This is a genomic window from Terricaulis silvestris, assembly GCF_009792355.1.
In the GTDB taxonomy this organism is placed as follows: Bacteria; Pseudomonadota; Alphaproteobacteria; order Caulobacterales; family Aquidulcibacteraceae; genus Vitreimonas; species Vitreimonas silvestris.
The window spans coordinates 3,513,071-3,527,777 of record NZ_CP047045.1 but is presented as its reverse complement, the minus strand read 5'-3'; the positions used below and the strand labels follow the sequence as shown (position 1 = coordinate 3,527,777).

Below are 14,707 nucleotides of genomic sequence, written 5' to 3'. Positions count from 1 at the left end.
GCGCCTTCAACGCCGGGAGGGCTGGGCCGTTAACACGGGAAATTTCTGCTGAGGATTGTTAACGCCGGGCGCTTTGGCGCGTCTTAGTCCCGATGGCCAGGAGCACTGACATGAGTGACTTGCAAACCGTCGCGACAGCGTCGGCAATCAGCGAAGCGGTCTTGATCGCGGGGGTGCTGACGACTGGCGCATTCGTGCTGTGGCTCGCGGTTTCCGAACTCGCCCGACGCCATCGGCTGACGCAGCTGCTGGCCTTTCGGCTGAAGGTGCTCGATCGGCTGAACGCCATGGATGGTGATGATGTTGCACGCATCGTTGCGGAGTTGGTGCGGGCAGATGAGGGCAGCGAGGCTGCCCGTGGCGCGCGGGCGGCGCAGGTGGGCGTTGTGTCGCTGGCCGCGACGGCCGGCCTGTTGGGCTTGATGGCCTACAACCTGCTCGGCGTTTCGGATGTCTGGCTGACATTGGCGGTGTTGTCCGGCGTGCTCGGCGTGGGCTTTCTGGGCGCCGCATGGCTCGCTCGGCGATTGCGGCCCTGAGCGAGCCGCGGCGTGGACGAACGCACCTTCAAACAGATGCATGAAGAAACGGCAGAGCCGTTGCGCCGCTACGCCGCGCGTGTGCTGGGCAGTGTCGCGGCGGCCGACGATATCGTGCAGGAGACGTATTTGCGCGCGCTGGGCAGCGCCACGTTTCCGACGGGCTTGCCGCAAGCGCGTGCCTACCTCTTTCGCATCGCTAGCAATCTGATCCGGGATGCATGGCGCAGGCAAAAGCGCGCCGCGCAAAGCGTAGAGGTCGCGGATGCAGTGTATGTTGAGAAAGAGGGCTTGCGCCTCGACCTGTCGCGTTTGTTTCAAACACTGACGCTGCAAGAGCGGCAGCTGATCTGGCTGGCTTATGTCGAAGGCGACGATCATGCCGCGATTGGAACTGTGCTTGGACTTGGCGAAGGGAGCGTGCGCGTGATGTTGCATAGGGCGCGGCGGCGTTTTGAGGCCGCGTTGCGTGGAGGCGGTTATGAGTGATGAAGCGGTCAACGCGGCGATCGCGGCGCTAAGGAACGCGGAGCTACCAGGATGCTCGCCGCCGGCTGAAGCGCTGTTGTGGAAGGCGGCGTTGCGTCGGCGGCTCGAGCGCGCCGCGCGCGGCCCCGCCGTCTTGGAGAAGGGATTGCCCGCTATTGTAGCAGGAGTCTGTGCCACAGCGGCTGTCTTCGCGGCTCAGTTGCTGAGGCCGGATCAATCGCCAGTGCTTGCAATGGCGGCGGCGATCGCGCTTGCGATGCTGGTGGCCGGCGCGGCGGTTGCCGCAATCCCGTTGTTCGCACGCCGCTAAAACGGAAACTCCCCCCGCGCCGAGGGCGCGAGGGGAGCTCTGCCGTACAGCGAAGGATCGCGTTACGGCGTGGTCGGGGCCGGAGCGGCGGGGTCGGCTGCCGGCGCGCCTTCGGTGGCTTGGTCCACCGCTTCGCCGGCTTCTTCCTGCGGGCCTTGGCCGAGGTCGGTGGTGCCGGTGGTGGATTGTTCGTACGCGGTGTCGGCGGCTTCGCCGGCTTCTTCGTTGGCGCCTTGGCCGCACGCAGCCAGACCCAGTATCGCCGCCGCAGCGGCCGTCATCAGAAGTGTTTTCATTGCTCTCTCTCCTGCAGTGAAGTGGTTACGGGGTTGTGGCCGTGTTGTTGTCGGTCGCGTTTTCGATCGACTGCTCAGCGTTTTCACCCGCCTGTTCGATGGAATCCGCGGCGTTGTCGCCGGCTTGTTCGATGCTGTCGCCAGCGTTCTCGATGGCTTGCTCAGCAGTGGGCTCGTCCTCGACACGCGTTTCTTGTGTGCAAGCGCCGAGCGTGAGGAAGCTCGCCGCTACAAGCGCGGCTAACACAGGCTTCAACATGCATTTCTCCTAAATGTCCCGTCCTCGGACGACGTGTTGTTCCGCCGCCGGGAAGGTGAACGCGACGAAAACCACACGGTTCCAAAAAAGCGGCGCTGAAGGGGCAAGACCTCCTCAGCGCCCGCGGCTGGTTCCTGAACGGGAACGCTGGCGATGCGAGGCGGGGCGGTTATAAAGCGAGCACAGGCAGAGGGAACAATGGCCGCCGAGCTCACCGAAGACCAAGCCATGATCGTCGAAACCGCGCGCGCGTTTGCGCAGGAGCGGTTGCGGCCAAACGCGGCGCGCTGGGAGGAAGAGGGGCTGGATCGTGGTGTGCTTGAGGAGCTGGCGCAGCTCGGCTTCGCCGGCATTTACGTGCGCGAAGAGCATGGCGGCTCTGGACTAACGCGGCATGACGCGGCGTTGATCTTCGAAGAATTGTCGCGCGGCTGCATCGCCACGTCGGCGTTCATGTCGATCCACAACATGTGCGCGTGGATGATCGACTCGTTCGGCAGCGACGAGCAACGCGCGGAATGGCTGCCGCAACTCACTGCCGGCAAGAAGATCGCTTCGTATTGCTTGACTGAGCCAGGTTCGGGCTCTGATGCAGGCGCGTTGCGCACCACGGCGAAGGCGGACGGCAATTCGCAGTACGTCATCAACGGCTCGAAGGCGTTTATCTCTGGCGCGGGGTTCTCTGATCTTTATGTGCTGATGTGCCGGACGGGTGAGGACGGGCCGAAGGGCGTGTCCACGATGCTGGTCGAGAACGGCACGCCGGGGCTCTCGTTCGGCAAGATGGAAGACAAGATGGGTTGGCGAGCCCAACCCACGGCAATCGTCGCGTTCGATAATTGCAAAGTGCCGGTGGACAATCGCGTTGGCCCGGAAGGCGAGGGCTTCAAGTACGCGATGAAAGGGCTCGATGGCGGACGCTTGAACATCGCGGCGTGCGCGCTCGGTGGGGCGCAAGATGCCTTCGATCGCGCGCTGGCTTACGTGCAAGAGCGTAAGCAATTCGGCAAGCGCATCGCGGACTTTCAGAACACGCAGTTCACATTGGCCGATATGGCGACGGATTTGGCCGCTTCGCGCGCGCTCCTGCATCAGGCGGCGCAAAAGCTCGATGCAAAAGCGCCGGACGCGACCAAGTTTTGCGCCATGGCCAAGCGCTTTGTCACTGACACCGCGTTCAAGGTAGCCGATCAGGCGCTGCAGTTGCACGGCGGCTATGGCTATCTGGCGGACTACGAGGTCGAGCGCATCGTTCGCGATCTGCGCGTGCACCGCATCCTGGAAGGCACCAACGAGATCATGCGCGTGATCGTCGCGCGCGAGTTGTTGAAATCTTGAGTGGTTCTAAATCGAGCCATCAGTTGGTACGGAAAGGCAGCATATGATCTTGCGCGCGATGGGGCTGGGGTTTGTGTTGTGGCTCGCGGTCGCCGCGGTGTTTCGGTTTGCGGGGCAGATGTTCTTTTTGCCGGATGGGCGGCTGATCGCGTATATCTCCGCGCCAGTCGTCGGCGTGATCGCCACGCTTCTGCTGCTGAGATTGCTGCACGAAGCGCGCGGCGATGAGGGCGAGGCGGCGATCGGCATCGCCTTGCCGTCGCTGTTTCTGAACGGCTTCATGACGCACGAATTCGTCACGACGCTGCCCAACATCGATCCGACCTTGGATGCCACGTTTGGCGCCTGGTCGTTGTTGTTTTGCGGGTCGATCCTGATGGTAGGTTTGTTCATGACGCAGCTCGCGCCGCAGGATGAGCGCATATGAGGCGGCGCGAGCTGATTGCGCGCGCTGGGGCGAGCGCGGTTCTGGCGGGGTGCGCGAGCATGAGTGAAACGCAAACACAAGCGCCAGCGCCGACGCGGCGACCGGTCGTGATCGCGCACCGCGGCTGCAGCGGTGAACGGCCGGAGCACACGATGGCTGCGTATCGGCGCGCAGCGGAGCAGGGCGCCGACTACGTCGAGCTCGACGTAGTGATGACACTCGATGACGTCTTGGTGTGCCGGCACGAGAACGAACTTTCAGGCACCACCGACGTCGCCGCGCGCACGGAGTTTGCCGCGCGCCGCGTTCAGAAAACGGTCGATGGCGTGGCCGCGACGGGCTGGTGGGTCGAGGATTTCACGCTCGCTGAGCTGAAGACGCTGCGTTGCAAGGAACGGTTGCCGCAGCTGCGCCCTGCCAACGTAGCGTTCGATGGCCAGGACACAATCGCGACATTCGCGGAAGTGCTGGCGCTGTCGGCCGAGACGAATATCGGCGTCTATTGCGAACTGAAGCACCCGTCGTATTTGCGCGGCATCGGCAAGGATCCGCTGCCGCCGCTCATCGCGGATGTTCATGCCGCCGGCGGTCAGAGTATGGCGGACAAGATGTTCGTCCAAAGCTTCGAGATCGGTGCGCTGGTGACGCTGACGCAGATGTCGTCGATCCGCTGGAGCTGCACGCAATTGGTTTCGATCGACGGCGGGCCAGTGGACCGCCCCGATCTGACTTATGCTCAGATGCTGACGGATGGCGGCCTGCGCGACATCGCGACCTACGCCCGCGGCCTTGGCGCCGACAACGTGCTGATCTTCCCGCGCAACAACGATCTATCGCGCGCGCCGGCCACCGATCTGGTGGCGCGTGCGCACGCGGCGGGCCTGGTGGTGCATCCATGGACATTGCGGGCGGAGAATTTCTTCCTGCCGCCGAACCTGCGCCGCGGCGACGCGAACGCACCCAACTATCTGCAACTGCACGGCGACGCAGAGGCAGACGCCCGCGAGTTTTACGCCGCGGGCGTCGATGGCGTGATTACGGATTTTCCGGCGACGGCTGTGGCCGCGCGCGCTTAGGCGACGCGGCGCAGCATCTTGCGGTTCAGGATCGGCGTTTGCGCCTCGAGAATGTCTGCCTCGACGCGGGCGCGCGTGGCGTCGTCCTTGATCACCAGTAGATGGATTTCCTTGGCGCCGAGATTCTCAGCCGCTTGCCACATGTCGTGGCGCGCGAGGCTGCGCGAGAAATCGTCGGTGTATGCAGCGTAGAGCGCAATCGGGCCGCCCCAATCGAGCGACGGTTGGTCGTGCGGTTTCACGAACATGTAGATGCCACCGACGGGCTCCCACGCACGCTGCGCGCGTGCGATCTCGAACTCGTACCAGCGGCCGCTCGCGCCCTGCCAATTGAAAGTGTTCAAACGCCCCTCCGTCGTACCGACCCGGCGGGAATCTAGAGTGAGTCGGGGCGGAGCTGAAAAGTCCCGATGACAGCGGCGGTTACGGCGCCGGATCGAAGCTCACGGATTGCGCGTCGGCGGCGTCGAAGAACGCGGGCCAGAAGTTTTCCAAAGCGTAAGCTTGGCGCTCGGCATGGTCGGGGCGATCGATTGGCACGACGCGCAGATCAATGCGCGCCAGGTCCGGCGGGCCACTCGGTGCTATCGCGCGCCAGGCAGCAAAGTTCGCATCCGAAACGTAGAGCGAGAAGCCTTCTGGGTCGTGCTCGAGCAGGTCGGAGACCAACACTAAGCGCCGGCGCGGTATTTCGGCGCCGAAATCAGGGTCGGCGGCGACGGCGCGCACGCCTGAAAGAATGGGCGAGGCGCGGGCAGGGCCGGATGATCCTGCGCTACGCAGTGCGCTGTCGAGCGCTTGCGCGAAATCCTCGTCCCAGCGCTGCTGAGTCATGCGCGCGTTTTCGAACAGCGGATTGGTTTGCTCTGGCGGGCGCGGCAGGCATTTGGAAAACAGGATCGCCGGCTCCTGCGGCCGGCGCACGTTAAGTCGCATGATGGTGAGGCGGTCGTATTGCGCGAGACGGACACGCTCCTGCGCCAGCACGGCGCGCAGCTTGCGGCGATGGCGCGACTCCAGCCGATCGGTTGCATCGACCAGAATAATTGTGTGAGCGCCGAGCGGCGCGTCGATGCGGCAGAGCGTTTCCGCATCCGTCGGCGGTGCGCGGAGCAGGAGCGAAGCGCCGGCAAGGCCGCCTAGCACGAGCATGGCGACGCCAATGAGTACGAGGCCGAGCGCGTTGCGCGCGCCCGCGCCGCGGCCGCGTCTCATGCGGCAGCGCCTTGGTCGAGCCGCGTGGTGGCGGCGTCGAGGTCGTTAAGCAAGTCTTCCAGCGCGCGCGTCGATTGTGCTTGCGCTTCGGCGAGGCGAGCGCGGGCGTCGTCGATCATCGTGGCAGCGGCGCCGAGGGCGTCGAGCGCAGGGCCGGCCGCCGGTGGTTGCGAACCGAAATAGGCAGGCGCGGGCGCGGTGCGGAGCGCGGTGTTTTCTTGGCGGTAGAGATAGATCGCGTCGGCGGCGGCTTGGTCGAGCGCGCGCGCTTTGGCGTCGAGCGTTTCCATCTTGGCGGCGGCCGCGTCGAACGCCTTGTTCATGGCTTCGTACTCGGCGCGCATCTTCTCCATGCGCGCCGCCAGCGCCGTGCGTGCGGCGTTGACCGGCGCTTCCAGTTCGAGGCGAGCCTCGGCGCGGAAGTCGGAGAGATGGTCGCCGGCGTCACGCGCGGCGCGGTCCATCTTGCCATAGTCGGGGTAGGGATCGTCGAAGCCGGAGTATCCCTTGAGCGCGGCGAACACCCAGACGCCGGCGCCGAGCATCAGAAGGATGATCGATTGCGGCGACTCAAGCTGAAGTAGCGACCAGAGATGGAAGCTGGCGTCGGCGCCGAGATCAATCTGACGGCCAGCCGCCGCCGCAAGCTGATCGCGCCAATCGGCGGCGAACAGGTTCAGCATCAGGGCGAGGAAAGTGAGCGCGGCGAAAGCGAGCGCTCCCGTCGCTTTGATCGGAAGCTTGACGTGCTGGAGGTAACGCAGGCCCAGAAAGCCGGCGAGATAGCCGAGCGTGACGTTGGCGCCGGAGAGACCGATCGCGGTGATTGCCCCGCCGAGCAGGCCCCGTGCGTCGTCTTCGGCGAAGAGTGCTGCGCTGAAGAGTGCTTCGAACACCGCAGCGCAGAACAATAGGCCGGACTGAAGGAGCGTCGATTTCGGGTAGACTGCGGCGCGGCGGAGTTCGTTGGCGCGCTTGAAGGCGTCGAGATCGCCGCGGCCCTGCGTGGCGCGCTCGGTTGCTTCAGTCCAATCGTGCGCGAGACGCCCGGCTGTTTGCTTCAGCGCCAGCCGCGCGTCGAGCGCGGGGCCGGTGAAATCTTGTGGTGTTGGCGCCAACGTGCGCAGCCGCCGCTCCGCGTCCGCCTTGGCGTCGTTGCGGGCTTGATCGATTTTGGCGCGTTCGCCGGCGACCGCTTCGATCGCGGCAAGCTCGGCGGCGGAGAGGTCGTCGCTGTCATGACGGGGCAGGTTGCGGGCGGCGTCTTCGCGGGCGCGGTGCTTCAGGCCGAGCTTTTTGTCGAGCGCAGCCGCGCTCATGCCCTGCGGCGGTTTCGCGGCCGGGCGGGTGGCTCCGTTCGGCGTTCGGGTTTGCCCCCCGTCCATGTGCGCCAGCTCCCGCGCTCTTAAAGCGCGGATGGCGCGCTTCTCCAAGAGGAATGGGCGGGGTATCAGGCTCTGGTGAGCGAGTTGAAGCAGCTTTTGGCGATTGCGGAGGCGGTCGCGGCGGAGGCCGGCGCCGCTTTGGCCGCGAACCGCGCCAAGTGGAGCGTGATCGCGGCCGAGATCGGCCGCGAGGTGAAGATCGACGCCGATAAGCACGCCGAGGCGCTGATCCTGGCGGCGATCAGCAAGGCGTCAGACTATCCAATCATTTCCGAAGAGGCGGGCTGGGTGCGCGCGCAACAGCGCGGCGATCGCTTCGTCTGGGCCGTCGATCCGCTCGACGGCAGCGTCAATTATCTGCGAGAATATCCACATTGCGCCGTGTCGATCGCATTGCTGGACAATGGCGCGCCGGTAATCGGTGTCGTGGATTGTTTTGTTTTGTCCGAGCGATTTACCGGCGCGGTCGGCGAAGGCGCGTGGCTCAACGGCAAGCCAATCCGCGTCTCGGACATCGCCGATCCGGCCGGCGGCATCTTGCAGACTGGCGTGCCCTCGCGGGCGAGCGCGGAGTCGATGCAGCTGTTCGAAGAGCGGCTGTCCACGTGGCGGAAAGTGCGGATGATTGGCTCGGCCGCGACGGCGCTAGCCTATGTCGCGGCAGGTCGGGCCGAGGCTTACCGCGAGTCTGGATCCATGATCTGGGACGTGGCGGCGGGTTGCGCGCTGGTGAAAGCGGCGGGTGGAGAATACCGCATCGAGGGGACGGCCCTGGATCAACCGTTGGAAGTGTCGGCGGGCAATGCGAAGGCGCCTTTGCCGCTGTGATCGCTGCTCAGATTTGAATCATGTGAGCAACGCCGACGGAATTCCAGCTGCCGTACGTTTGCGAAACAATACGTGAGGGATATGACTGGGTAACGGGGTGGACACTAGTTGCACCGCACGACTACACGTCGGATTGAACTGACGTTCGGGAAGGGGAAAGTTGCAGCAAGCCGCTTTGGTGGGATCGGCGCAAGCCGTGGGCGACGCTTTGGCGGCGCTGGATCGCTGGGACCGTTCGGGTCTCCGCGTGAAAGGGGCCGTGCTGATCGGGCCAGGCGACGCTTCAGTTCCCGTTCTTTCCCGCGCACCGCTTTGGCAGAGCTTAGACTTCAGCAAGCTCGGTGTGCGGGCATTGGTGTTGGCTGCGCCGCCCGAGGATGGGGCGACCGGACGCGCTATTCTGGAGCGCGCCGCCCAAGCGCGGATCAAGGTGTACTTGCTCGAACGCGGTGCGCCGCGCCGGATGCGCCTGGACGATCTGCTCGGCCGTCCGCTGGGCGCTATCGACAGCGCGCGGATGCAGGCGCTGATCGAAGGCAAGCGCGTGCTGATCACCGGCGGCGGAGGCTCAATCGGCAGTGAGCTTGCGCGCCGGATCGCATCACTCTCGCCCGCGCGGCTGACGCTGCTCGATAGCTCTGAGTTCAACCTCTATCGCATCGGCCTTGATCTGAAGGACTCAGAGATCGCGCTGGCCGATATCCGCGACGCGCCGGCGATGCGGCGTTGGTTCAACGCGGAAAAGCCGGACATCGTGTTTCACACAGCGGCGCTGAAGCAAGTGCCGCTGGTCGAGCGCTTTCCGTGCGAAGGCGTGCTGACCAATGTGAGCGGGTTGCGCAATGTTGCGGAAGCCGCACACGGCGTTGGCGCCGAGCTGATTTTTGTTTCGACTGATAAGGCTGTCGATCCGTCCGGCGTGATGGGGGCCTCGAAGCGGTTGGGCGAGATGTACTGCCAGGCGCTGGATCGTCGTGGCGAACGTCGCGCCATTCCGGTGCGTCTCGGCAATGTGCTGGGCTCGACGGGTTCGGTTTCACCGATCTTTGAAGCGCAGCTCGCGTCCGGTGGGCCGCTCACGGTGACAGATCCTGAAGTGACGCGCTATTTCCTCACTATCCCGCAGGCGGCGAATGCGTTGCTGCACGCGGCGGCGGTGGGGCTGGGCCAGCCCGAGAAGCGGGGCGGGGCATTTGTCATTGAGATGGGCGAAGCGTTGCCGGTGGTGGAGTTGGCGCGCGAAGTGATCCGGCTCGAAGGGCTGCGGCCGGACGAAGACACGCCGATCGTGTTCACTGGCCTGCGGCCCGGCGAAAAGTTGCACGAAGCTTTGGTGGCGTCCGACGAGTGGATCGAGTCGGACGTGGCACCGGGCGTGATCGCGGCGTTCTCTGCCCCGCGCGGTCTGGGCGAGATGCACGAGACGATGGAGCGGCTCACACTGCTCGCGCGCCAAGGCGCGGATGTCGACGTGCGCGAAGTCTTGTTCGCGGCGGTGACGCCGATCGCGATCGAGAAAGAACGCGCCGCCGCCGGCTAGTCCAGCGTGCGGCGGAAGCGCAGTAGCGCCAGGCTCGCCAACACCAGCAAGATCAAAGTGAGCGGCCAGAGGTCGCCTAGGATGTCGCCGAAGCCGGCGTCCTTCAGCACAATCTCGCGGACGATGCGCAGAAAGTGCGTGATCGGAAGCGCTTCGCCGATTGCTTGCGCCCAGCCTGGCATCGCCGCGAACGGAAACATGAAGCCCGACAGCAGGATCGACGGCAGGAAGATGAAGAACGTCATCTGCATCGCCTGCATCTGTGTGCGCGCAGCCGTGGAGATGAGATAACCCAGCATCAGATTGGCGAAGATGAAGAGCGTCACCGCGACCAGGAACGCCAGGAAAGAGCCGGTGAACGGGATGCGAAAGAGCAGCGCCGCCACGGTCAGCACGATGGCGACTTGGATAGCGCCGACACCGATGTACGGTGTGGTCTTGCCGATCATCACTTCGAGCGGACGCACCGGCGTGGCGAGCAGATTTTCCATGGTGCCGCGCTCGGTTTCGCGCGTCAGCGCGATCGAGGTGATCATCACCATGGTCATGGTAAGGATGACGCCCAAGAGCGCGGGCACGATGTTGAACGCGCTGACGCCGGCGGGATTGTAACGGCGGTGGACGACGATCTCGTAGGGCGGCGGCGCTTGTTGGAGATAAGCGAGCGGCCCGTTGAACTCTGGCGCGAACGCGGATTGCGCAATGCGCTCGATGGCGCCGAGCGCGCCGCCTGCGGCGACGGGGTCGCTGGCGTCGGCGGCGATCAGGATTTGCGGACGTTCGCCGCGGACGAGCCGGCGTTCGAAGCCCTCGGGGATGGAGATGAGGTAGGCGGCATTGCCGGAACGGAGCGCAGCTTCGCCTTCCTCCGCCGTACGCGCGACGGCGACGATATCGACATAGGATGACGCATCGAGTGACGCGAGGAAGGCGCGTGTCATCGGTGTGTCTTCGCGCAGTTCGACGACTGCGGGGAGATGGCGCGGATCGGTATTGATGGCGAAGCCGAACAGTACGAGCTGCATCACCGGCATCATGATCATGATGGCGAAGGTCGGCCGGTCGCGCCGCATCTGCACCAGCTCTTTCAGGAACACGGCGAAGATGCGCGACCACGAAACGTCGAGCAGGCCGGAAAGATCGGGGAGGTGTGGGCGTTTCATTGGAAGGTATCGTGGCTGCCGGCCATCAGGTAGATGAATATCTCCTCGAAGCCGGCTTCGATCTTTTCGATCTCGACGTGCGGCTGCGCTGCTTTCACGCGGCGCACGGATTGTTCGAGCGCGACGGGATCTTCGCCGCAGGCATGAATTTCGGCGCCAAAGCGCGCGACCAGCCCGACGCCGGGTGCGCCTTCGAGCATTTCCTGCGCCGGCAGGAGCGGGCGGCCGGCGATGCGCCAGCAGGCGAGGCCGATCTTTTTCGGGATTTCTGAAACCGGCGCGTCCAGCAGCTTCTTGCCGTATGCGATGTAGGCGATGGAATCGCACTGCACGGCTTCATCCATGTAGTGGGTGGAGACGAGCGTCGTGACGCCTTGCGCGGAATAGCGGCGTATGGCGTCCCAGAAATCGCGTCGCGCTTTGGGATCGACGCCGGCGGTTGGCTCGTCCAGCAGCAGCACCTCCGGCTCGTGGATCATGCAGGCGGCGAGCGCGAGGCGCTGTTTCCAACCGCCGGAGAGCTTGCCGGCGAGCTGCTGTTGGCGCTCGCTGAGGCCGAGATCCTCAAGCGCTTTGTCCACGCGTTCGGCGCGGTGATCGAGGCCGTAGAGGCGGCTGATGAATTCGAGGTTCTCGCGGATCGAAAGATCTTCGTAGAGCGAGAATTTTTGCGTCATGTAGCCGACGCGTTCTTTGATTTTCGGGCTTTCGGTCAAGACGTCGAAGCCCAACACCGTGCCTTCGCCGCTCTCGGGTTTCAATAGGCCGCAGACCATGCGGATGGTGGTGGTCTTGCCTGAGCCGTTTGGACCCAAGAAGCCATAGATAGCGCCGCGCGGCACTTGCAGATCGAAGTGATCGACGACGACGCGGTCGCCGAAGCTCTTGGTCAGATCGCGGACATCGATGACAAGCTCAGTCATTGGCGGCGAGCCGGACATCAACGGGCATGCCCGGACGGATCGGAACGGCGCCGGTGAAGCGTGCTTCGACGAGATAGACGAGCTTCTCGCGCTGATCGAGCGAGTAGATCACGGGCGGCGTGAATTGTGGTTCGCGCGCGATGAAACTGATAGTCGCCGCGATCGGCTCGGCGCAGCCTTCGCCGTCGCAGCTGATGTTCACGCGCGCGCCGAGGCGGAGTTGCGAGAGCAGTTCCTCCGGCGCAAAGAAGCGCACCTTCATATTCTCCGGCGGCAGCAGCGCGACGATCGGCTGGCCGGCGGCCACCACTTCGCCGGGCCGATGGAAGATTTGCTCGATCGTGCCGGCGGCAGGCGCCGCGCCGGCGAGGTCGTTCAAGCGTTCGCGGGCGAGGCCGGTTTCGGCGCTCATGGCGCTGGCTTCGCGGCGCGCTTGCGCGAGGCGCGCGTTGGCGGCGTCACGGGCGGCACGGTCGGCGTCGAGGCGGGCGCGGGGGTAGAAATCTTGCGCCGCAAGCTGGGCGCCGCGCGCATAATTGCGTTCGGCCAACACAGCTTCGGCTCGCGCTGTCGTGACAGCGGCCGCCGCGGCCGCGCGCTGTGCTTCCGCGCTTTGGGCGCCATAGCTCAGACGTTCCGGATCGAGGCGGAAAATCTGGGCGCCAGCTTCGACCGTGTCTCCTTCGCGCACCAGCACTTCGCCGACGATGCCGGCATCTTGGCTGGAGAGATAGATGTAGTCGGCCTCGCCGTAGCCCTGCATGACATCGGATGCGCGCTCGCCGCACGCGGTTGCGAGGAGCGCCAGCGAAAGAATGAGGATGCGCTTCATGCGCGTTGCTCCAGCCCGTTCAGCAGGATGTCGAAGTGTTGCTCTATGAGCGTGTGCGGGTCAGCGAATGCGCTTTCGCCGCGCAAAACGTGGGTCCACATCGCCTCGAAGAAGAGTGGGCCGATGAAGGCGCGGGTGACGGCCTTGCTATCAATGTCGCGGATGACGCCTTTGGCCTTGCCGGCGTCGATCAGCGCTTCGAGCGCAGCGCGCGCCTTCTCGACAACGTTTGTCCGGTAATAGTCGGCGATCTCGGGAAAGCGTCCGGAAATCCCGATGACAAGGCGGGGCACGGCGAAGACCTTGGCGTCGCCCGCGCGATATGCGGCGGCGGTGGCAAGCATGCGGAGCGCCATCAGCGGATCGGCCGCGCCGGCGGCTGCGAGCGACTGGGCCTGGTTCGCGAGAGGGGCGACCTTGGCTTCGATCAGCGCTTCCAACAGCGCCATCTTCGACGGAAAGTAGAGATAGATCGCCGCCTTCGAGAGCCCGGCCGCCTTGGCGATGTCCTCCATCCGGGCGGCCTCGAAGCCGCGGGCGGTGAATTCGGCCAGAGCGGCGTCGAGGATTTCCTCTGGACGCGCGTCGGAGCGCCGGCGCCAGCGCGGCGTCGCGGATTTTTCCGGTTTGGATGAGGCAGATGGGCTCATTCCACTTATATAACTGAACAGTCAGTTATATGCAAGGGATAATTCGGGGGGACGGGCGAAAGGGGCGCAAGCGCCGCCTTGGTCAGAAATGAGAGTGATGAAAGGACAGAGCCGCGCGGGCGGGCTTTAGTCCACCCAGTCGCGTTTCAGCGATCTGGCGGCGACCAAATAGAGGAGCGCGGCGAGCAAATAGAAGCCGGTTCCAGCGAGGATGGAGTAGCGCAACGATTCCTCGGCGAAGCGCTCCGTCAGTGCATCCGAGATGGCGCCGAGCAGATAGGTGCCGATGCCGATGCCGATCAGGTTGTTGATGAACAGGAAGCTTGCGGAAGCGGTGGTGCGCGCGCTGGCCGGGGCCAAATGCTGGACTGCGGCGATGACGGGCCCAAGCCACACGAGACCGAGCGCGGTGGGTGCAAGAAAAAGAAAGAAGGCGATCGTGGGCGAGGGGGAAAGCAGGCCGAGCGCGTAGCACGGCGCGGCGAGTATCCACGCTGCCGCCGGCACCAGCGCGAACATGGCGCGGCGCTTGGCGCCAAGCTTGTCGCCGAGTAGGCCGCCCAGCCAAACGCCGATTACACCGCCGATGAGCAGGATGGCGCCATAGTAGAAGCCAGCCTGCAGCAGCGTGAAACCGTACGAGCGCTGCAGGAAAGTCGGGATCCAATAGAACGATCCGTATCCCATGATCGAAGAGCACGAGGCGCCGAACGAAAGCAGCCAGAAGCTCGGCTTCCTGGTCAGCGTCGCGAGCGAGCGCGCGAAGCCGGCGCGTGCCGTGGAGCCCTGCTTCGAGTCGTAGCGGCCGCGTTCGGGTTCGCGCACGAAGATGCGGAACACCGGCGCAACCAGCAGGCCTCCAAGACCAACGGCGATGAACGCAACGCGCCAGTCGACGCTGGTGGCGACGATGCCGCCGAGAGCGATGCCGGCGGCGCTGCCAATTGGGATGCCGAACGAATACATCGCCAGCGCGCGGGCGCGCTCCTTCGGCGGGAAATAATCGGAGATCAGCGAATAGGCCGGCGCGACTCCGCCAGCTTCGCCCACGCCCACGCCCATGCGCGCCAGGAAGAGCTGCGTGTAGGTCGTCGCGAAACCGCAAAGCGTGGTGAACCCGCTCCAAAGCGAAAGCGCGACGGTCATGATCCAGGTGCGGTCGCTGCGATCGGCAAGCCAAGCGATCGGAATGCCCAGGCCGGTGTAGAACAATGCGAAGGAAAGCCCGCCGAGCAGACCCATCTCGGAATCGCTGGCGCCGAGCTCGGTCTGAATGGGCACGTTCAAGATGCCCATGATCTGGCGGTCGATGAAGTTAAAGGTGTAGACGATGAACAGCAGCGCCAGGACAACATAGCGGTAGCCGCTCGAAGGCGGCGTCGCGGCGGAACTGCTCATCTCTGTCATGTGTCACAAAACAAAGCGGCGGCGCGAGTG

Annotated in this window: 18 protein-coding genes; 8 read left to right on the top strand and 10 right to left on the bottom strand. The window is 64.7% G+C overall.

Annotation, left to right across the window (positions count from 1 at the left end; all coding sequences use genetic code 11):
- Positions 1-110 precede the first annotated feature (110 nt).
- Genes DSM104635_RS17995 through DSM104635_RS17985 form a run of 3 tightly spaced genes read left to right on the top strand, consistent with a single transcriptional unit; the run spans position 111 to position 1,338 of the window.
- Positions 111-539 carry a hypothetical protein gene (locus tag DSM104635_RS17995; protein WP_158767550.1) on the top strand — a complete coding sequence of 143 codons (429 nt, stop codon included), beginning with the start codon at positions 111-113 and terminating at the stop codon, positions 537-539.
- A 12-nt stretch (positions 540-551) separates the two neighbouring features.
- Positions 552-1,028: an RNA polymerase sigma factor gene (locus DSM104635_RS17990; RefSeq protein WP_158767549.1), complete on the top strand. Its 477-nt coding sequence runs from the start codon at positions 552-554 to the stop codon at positions 1,026-1,028.
- On the top strand, positions 1,021-1,338 hold the full coding sequence (locus DSM104635_RS17985) for a hypothetical protein (protein ID WP_158767548.1): 318 nt from the start codon (positions 1,021-1,023) through the stop codon (positions 1,336-1,338). Before DSM104635_RS17990 ends, DSM104635_RS17985 begins: the two co-directional genes overlap by 8 nt.
- 62 nt (positions 1,339-1,400) lie before the next feature.
- Here DSM104635_RS17985 and DSM104635_RS17980 read toward each other — a convergent pair whose 3' ends face one another.
- Together DSM104635_RS17980 and DSM104635_RS17975 are read right to left on the bottom strand one after the other, a co-directional pair.
- Complete coding sequence (locus DSM104635_RS17980; RefSeq protein WP_158767547.1) at positions 1,401-1,634, bottom strand: hypothetical protein; 234 nt, start codon at positions 1,632-1,634, stop codon at positions 1,401-1,403.
- A 25-nt stretch (positions 1,635-1,659) separates the two neighbouring features.
- Entirely contained in the window at positions 1,660-1,893 is a 234-nt protein-coding gene (locus DSM104635_RS17975; RefSeq protein ID WP_158767546.1) for a hypothetical protein, read from the bottom strand.
- Positions 1,894-2,091: 198 nt separating this feature from the next.
- On the opposite strand from DSM104635_RS17975, the gene DSM104635_RS17970 reads away from it, so the two are divergent.
- From DSM104635_RS17970 to DSM104635_RS17960, 3 genes are read left to right on the top strand one after another with little or no spacing between them, the layout of a single operon-like run.
- On the top strand, positions 2,092-3,231 hold the full coding sequence (locus DSM104635_RS17970) for an acyl-CoA dehydrogenase family protein (protein ID WP_158767545.1): 1,140 nt from the start codon (positions 2,092-2,094) through the stop codon (positions 3,229-3,231).
- Between the two features lie 43 nt (positions 3,232-3,274).
- On the top strand, positions 3,275-3,658 hold the full coding sequence (locus DSM104635_RS17965) for a DUF5367 family protein (RefSeq protein ID WP_158767544.1): 384 nt from the start codon (positions 3,275-3,277) through the stop codon (positions 3,656-3,658).
- A gap of 59 nt (positions 3,659-3,717) precedes the next feature.
- Positions 3,718-4,734: a glycerophosphodiester phosphodiesterase family protein gene (locus DSM104635_RS17960; RefSeq protein ID WP_228445752.1), complete on the top strand. Its 1,017-nt coding sequence runs from the start codon at positions 3,718-3,720 to the stop codon at positions 4,732-4,734.
- Here DSM104635_RS17960 and DSM104635_RS17955 read toward each other — a convergent pair.
- The 3 genes from DSM104635_RS17955 to DSM104635_RS17945 all read right to left on the bottom strand — a co-directional run bounded on the left by DSM104635_RS17955 (position 4,731) and on the right by DSM104635_RS17945 (position 7,334).
- Positions 4,731-5,078: a hypothetical protein gene (locus DSM104635_RS17955; RefSeq protein WP_158767542.1), complete on the bottom strand. Its 348-nt coding sequence runs from the start codon at positions 5,076-5,078 to the stop codon at positions 4,731-4,733. The genes DSM104635_RS17960 and DSM104635_RS17955 overlap by 4 nt on opposite strands.
- A 79-nt stretch (positions 5,079-5,157) precedes the next feature.
- Positions 5,158-5,949, bottom strand: coding sequence for a hypothetical protein (locus DSM104635_RS17950; protein WP_158767541.1), 792 nt, complete (start codon positions 5,947-5,949; stop codon positions 5,158-5,160).
- Positions 5,946-7,334: a hypothetical protein gene (locus DSM104635_RS17945; protein WP_228445751.1), complete on the bottom strand. Its 1,389-nt coding sequence runs from the start codon at positions 7,332-7,334 to the stop codon at positions 5,946-5,948. The genes DSM104635_RS17950 and DSM104635_RS17945 overlap by 4 nt, the downstream gene beginning before the upstream one ends.
- A gap of 75 nt (positions 7,335-7,409) precedes the next feature.
- Here DSM104635_RS17945 and DSM104635_RS17940 point away from each other — a divergent pair, with 75 nt between their 5' ends.
- Together DSM104635_RS17940 and DSM104635_RS17935 are read left to right on the top strand one after the other, a co-directional pair.
- A complete protein-coding gene (locus tag DSM104635_RS17940) occupies positions 7,410-8,162 on the top strand; it encodes an inositol monophosphatase family protein (protein ID WP_158767539.1) in 753 nt (250 codons plus the stop codon).
- A 160-nt stretch (positions 8,163-8,322) separates the two neighbouring features.
- On the top strand, positions 8,323-9,702 hold the full coding sequence (locus DSM104635_RS17935; RefSeq protein ID WP_158767538.1) for a polysaccharide biosynthesis protein: 1,380 nt from the start codon (positions 8,323-8,325) through the stop codon (positions 9,700-9,702).
- Here DSM104635_RS17935 and DSM104635_RS17930 read toward each other — a convergent pair.
- From DSM104635_RS17930 to DSM104635_RS17910, 5 genes are all read right to left on the bottom strand, one after another.
- Positions 9,699-10,865, bottom strand: a complete 1,167-nt coding sequence (locus DSM104635_RS17930) for an ABC transporter permease (RefSeq protein ID WP_158767537.1) — start codon at positions 10,863-10,865, stop codon at positions 9,699-9,701. The two genes, DSM104635_RS17935 and DSM104635_RS17930, sit on opposite strands and share 4 nt — an antisense overlap.
- A complete protein-coding gene (locus DSM104635_RS17925; protein WP_158767536.1) occupies positions 10,862-11,788 on the bottom strand; it encodes an ABC transporter ATP-binding protein in 927 nt (308 codons plus the stop codon). Before DSM104635_RS17925 ends, DSM104635_RS17930 begins: the two co-directional genes overlap by 4 nt.
- Positions 11,781-12,620, bottom strand: a complete 840-nt coding sequence (locus DSM104635_RS17920) for an HlyD family secretion protein (RefSeq protein WP_158767535.1) — start codon at positions 12,618-12,620, stop codon at positions 11,781-11,783. Before DSM104635_RS17920 ends, DSM104635_RS17925 begins: the two co-directional genes overlap by 8 nt.
- Entirely contained in the window at positions 12,617-13,270 is a 654-nt protein-coding gene (locus tag DSM104635_RS17915; RefSeq protein ID WP_158767534.1) for a TetR/AcrR family transcriptional regulator, read from the bottom strand. Before DSM104635_RS17915 ends, DSM104635_RS17920 begins: the two co-directional genes overlap by 4 nt.
- Before the next feature lie 126 nt (positions 13,271-13,396).
- Complete coding sequence (locus tag DSM104635_RS17910; RefSeq protein WP_407703498.1) at positions 13,397-14,668, bottom strand: spinster family MFS transporter; 1,272 nt, start codon at positions 14,666-14,668, stop codon at positions 13,397-13,399.
- Positions 14,669-14,707: the final 39 nt, after the last annotated feature.

Excerpts from the sequence above, each read along its gene's own strand:
- DSM104635_RS17995 (WP_158767550.1), top strand. The coding sequence starts at position 111 with ATGAGTGACTTGCAAACCGTCGCGACAGCGTCGGCAATCAGCGAAGCG.
- DSM104635_RS17975 (WP_158767546.1), bottom strand. The coding sequence starts at position 1,893 with ATGTTGAAGCCTGTGTTAGCCGCGCTTGTAGCGGCGAGCTTCCTCACG.
- DSM104635_RS17925 (WP_158767536.1), bottom strand. The coding sequence starts at position 11,788 with ATGACTGAGCTTGTCATCGATGTCCGCGATCTGACCAAGAGCTTCGGC.
- DSM104635_RS17930 (WP_158767537.1), bottom strand. The coding sequence starts at position 10,865 with ATGAAACGCCCACACCTCCCCGATCTTTCCGGCCTGCTCGACGTTTCG.
- DSM104635_RS17950 (WP_158767541.1), bottom strand. The coding sequence starts at position 5,949 with ATGAGACGCGGCCGCGGCGCGGGCGCGCGCAACGCGCTCGGCCTCGTA.
- DSM104635_RS17915 (WP_158767534.1), bottom strand. The coding sequence starts at position 13,270 with ATGAGCCCATCTGCCTCATCCAAACCGGAAAAATCCGCGACGCCGCGC.
- DSM104635_RS17960 (WP_228445752.1), top strand. The coding sequence starts at position 3,718 with ATGAGTGAAACGCAAACACAAGCGCCAGCGCCGACGCGGCGACCGGTC.
- DSM104635_RS17970 (WP_158767545.1), top strand. The coding sequence starts at position 2,092 with ATGGCCGCCGAGCTCACCGAAGACCAAGCCATGATCGTCGAAACCGCG.
- DSM104635_RS17985 (WP_158767548.1), top strand. The coding sequence starts at position 1,021 with ATGAGTGATGAAGCGGTCAACGCGGCGATCGCGGCGCTAAGGAACGCG.
- DSM104635_RS17910 (WP_407703498.1), bottom strand. The coding sequence starts at position 14,668 with ATGAGCAGTTCCGCCGCGACGCCGCCTTCGAGCGGCTACCGCTATGTT.
- DSM104635_RS17920 (WP_158767535.1), bottom strand. The coding sequence starts at position 12,620 with ATGAAGCGCATCCTCATTCTTTCGCTGGCGCTCCTCGCAACCGCGTGC.
- DSM104635_RS17980 (WP_158767547.1), bottom strand. The coding sequence starts at position 1,634 with ATGAAAACACTTCTGATGACGGCCGCTGCGGCGGCGATACTGGGTCTG.
- DSM104635_RS17945 (WP_228445751.1), bottom strand. The coding sequence starts at position 7,334 with ATGGACGGGGGGCAAACCCGAACGCCGAACGGAGCCACCCGCCCGGCC.
- DSM104635_RS17965 (WP_158767544.1), top strand. The coding sequence starts at position 3,275 with ATGATCTTGCGCGCGATGGGGCTGGGGTTTGTGTTGTGGCTCGCGGTC.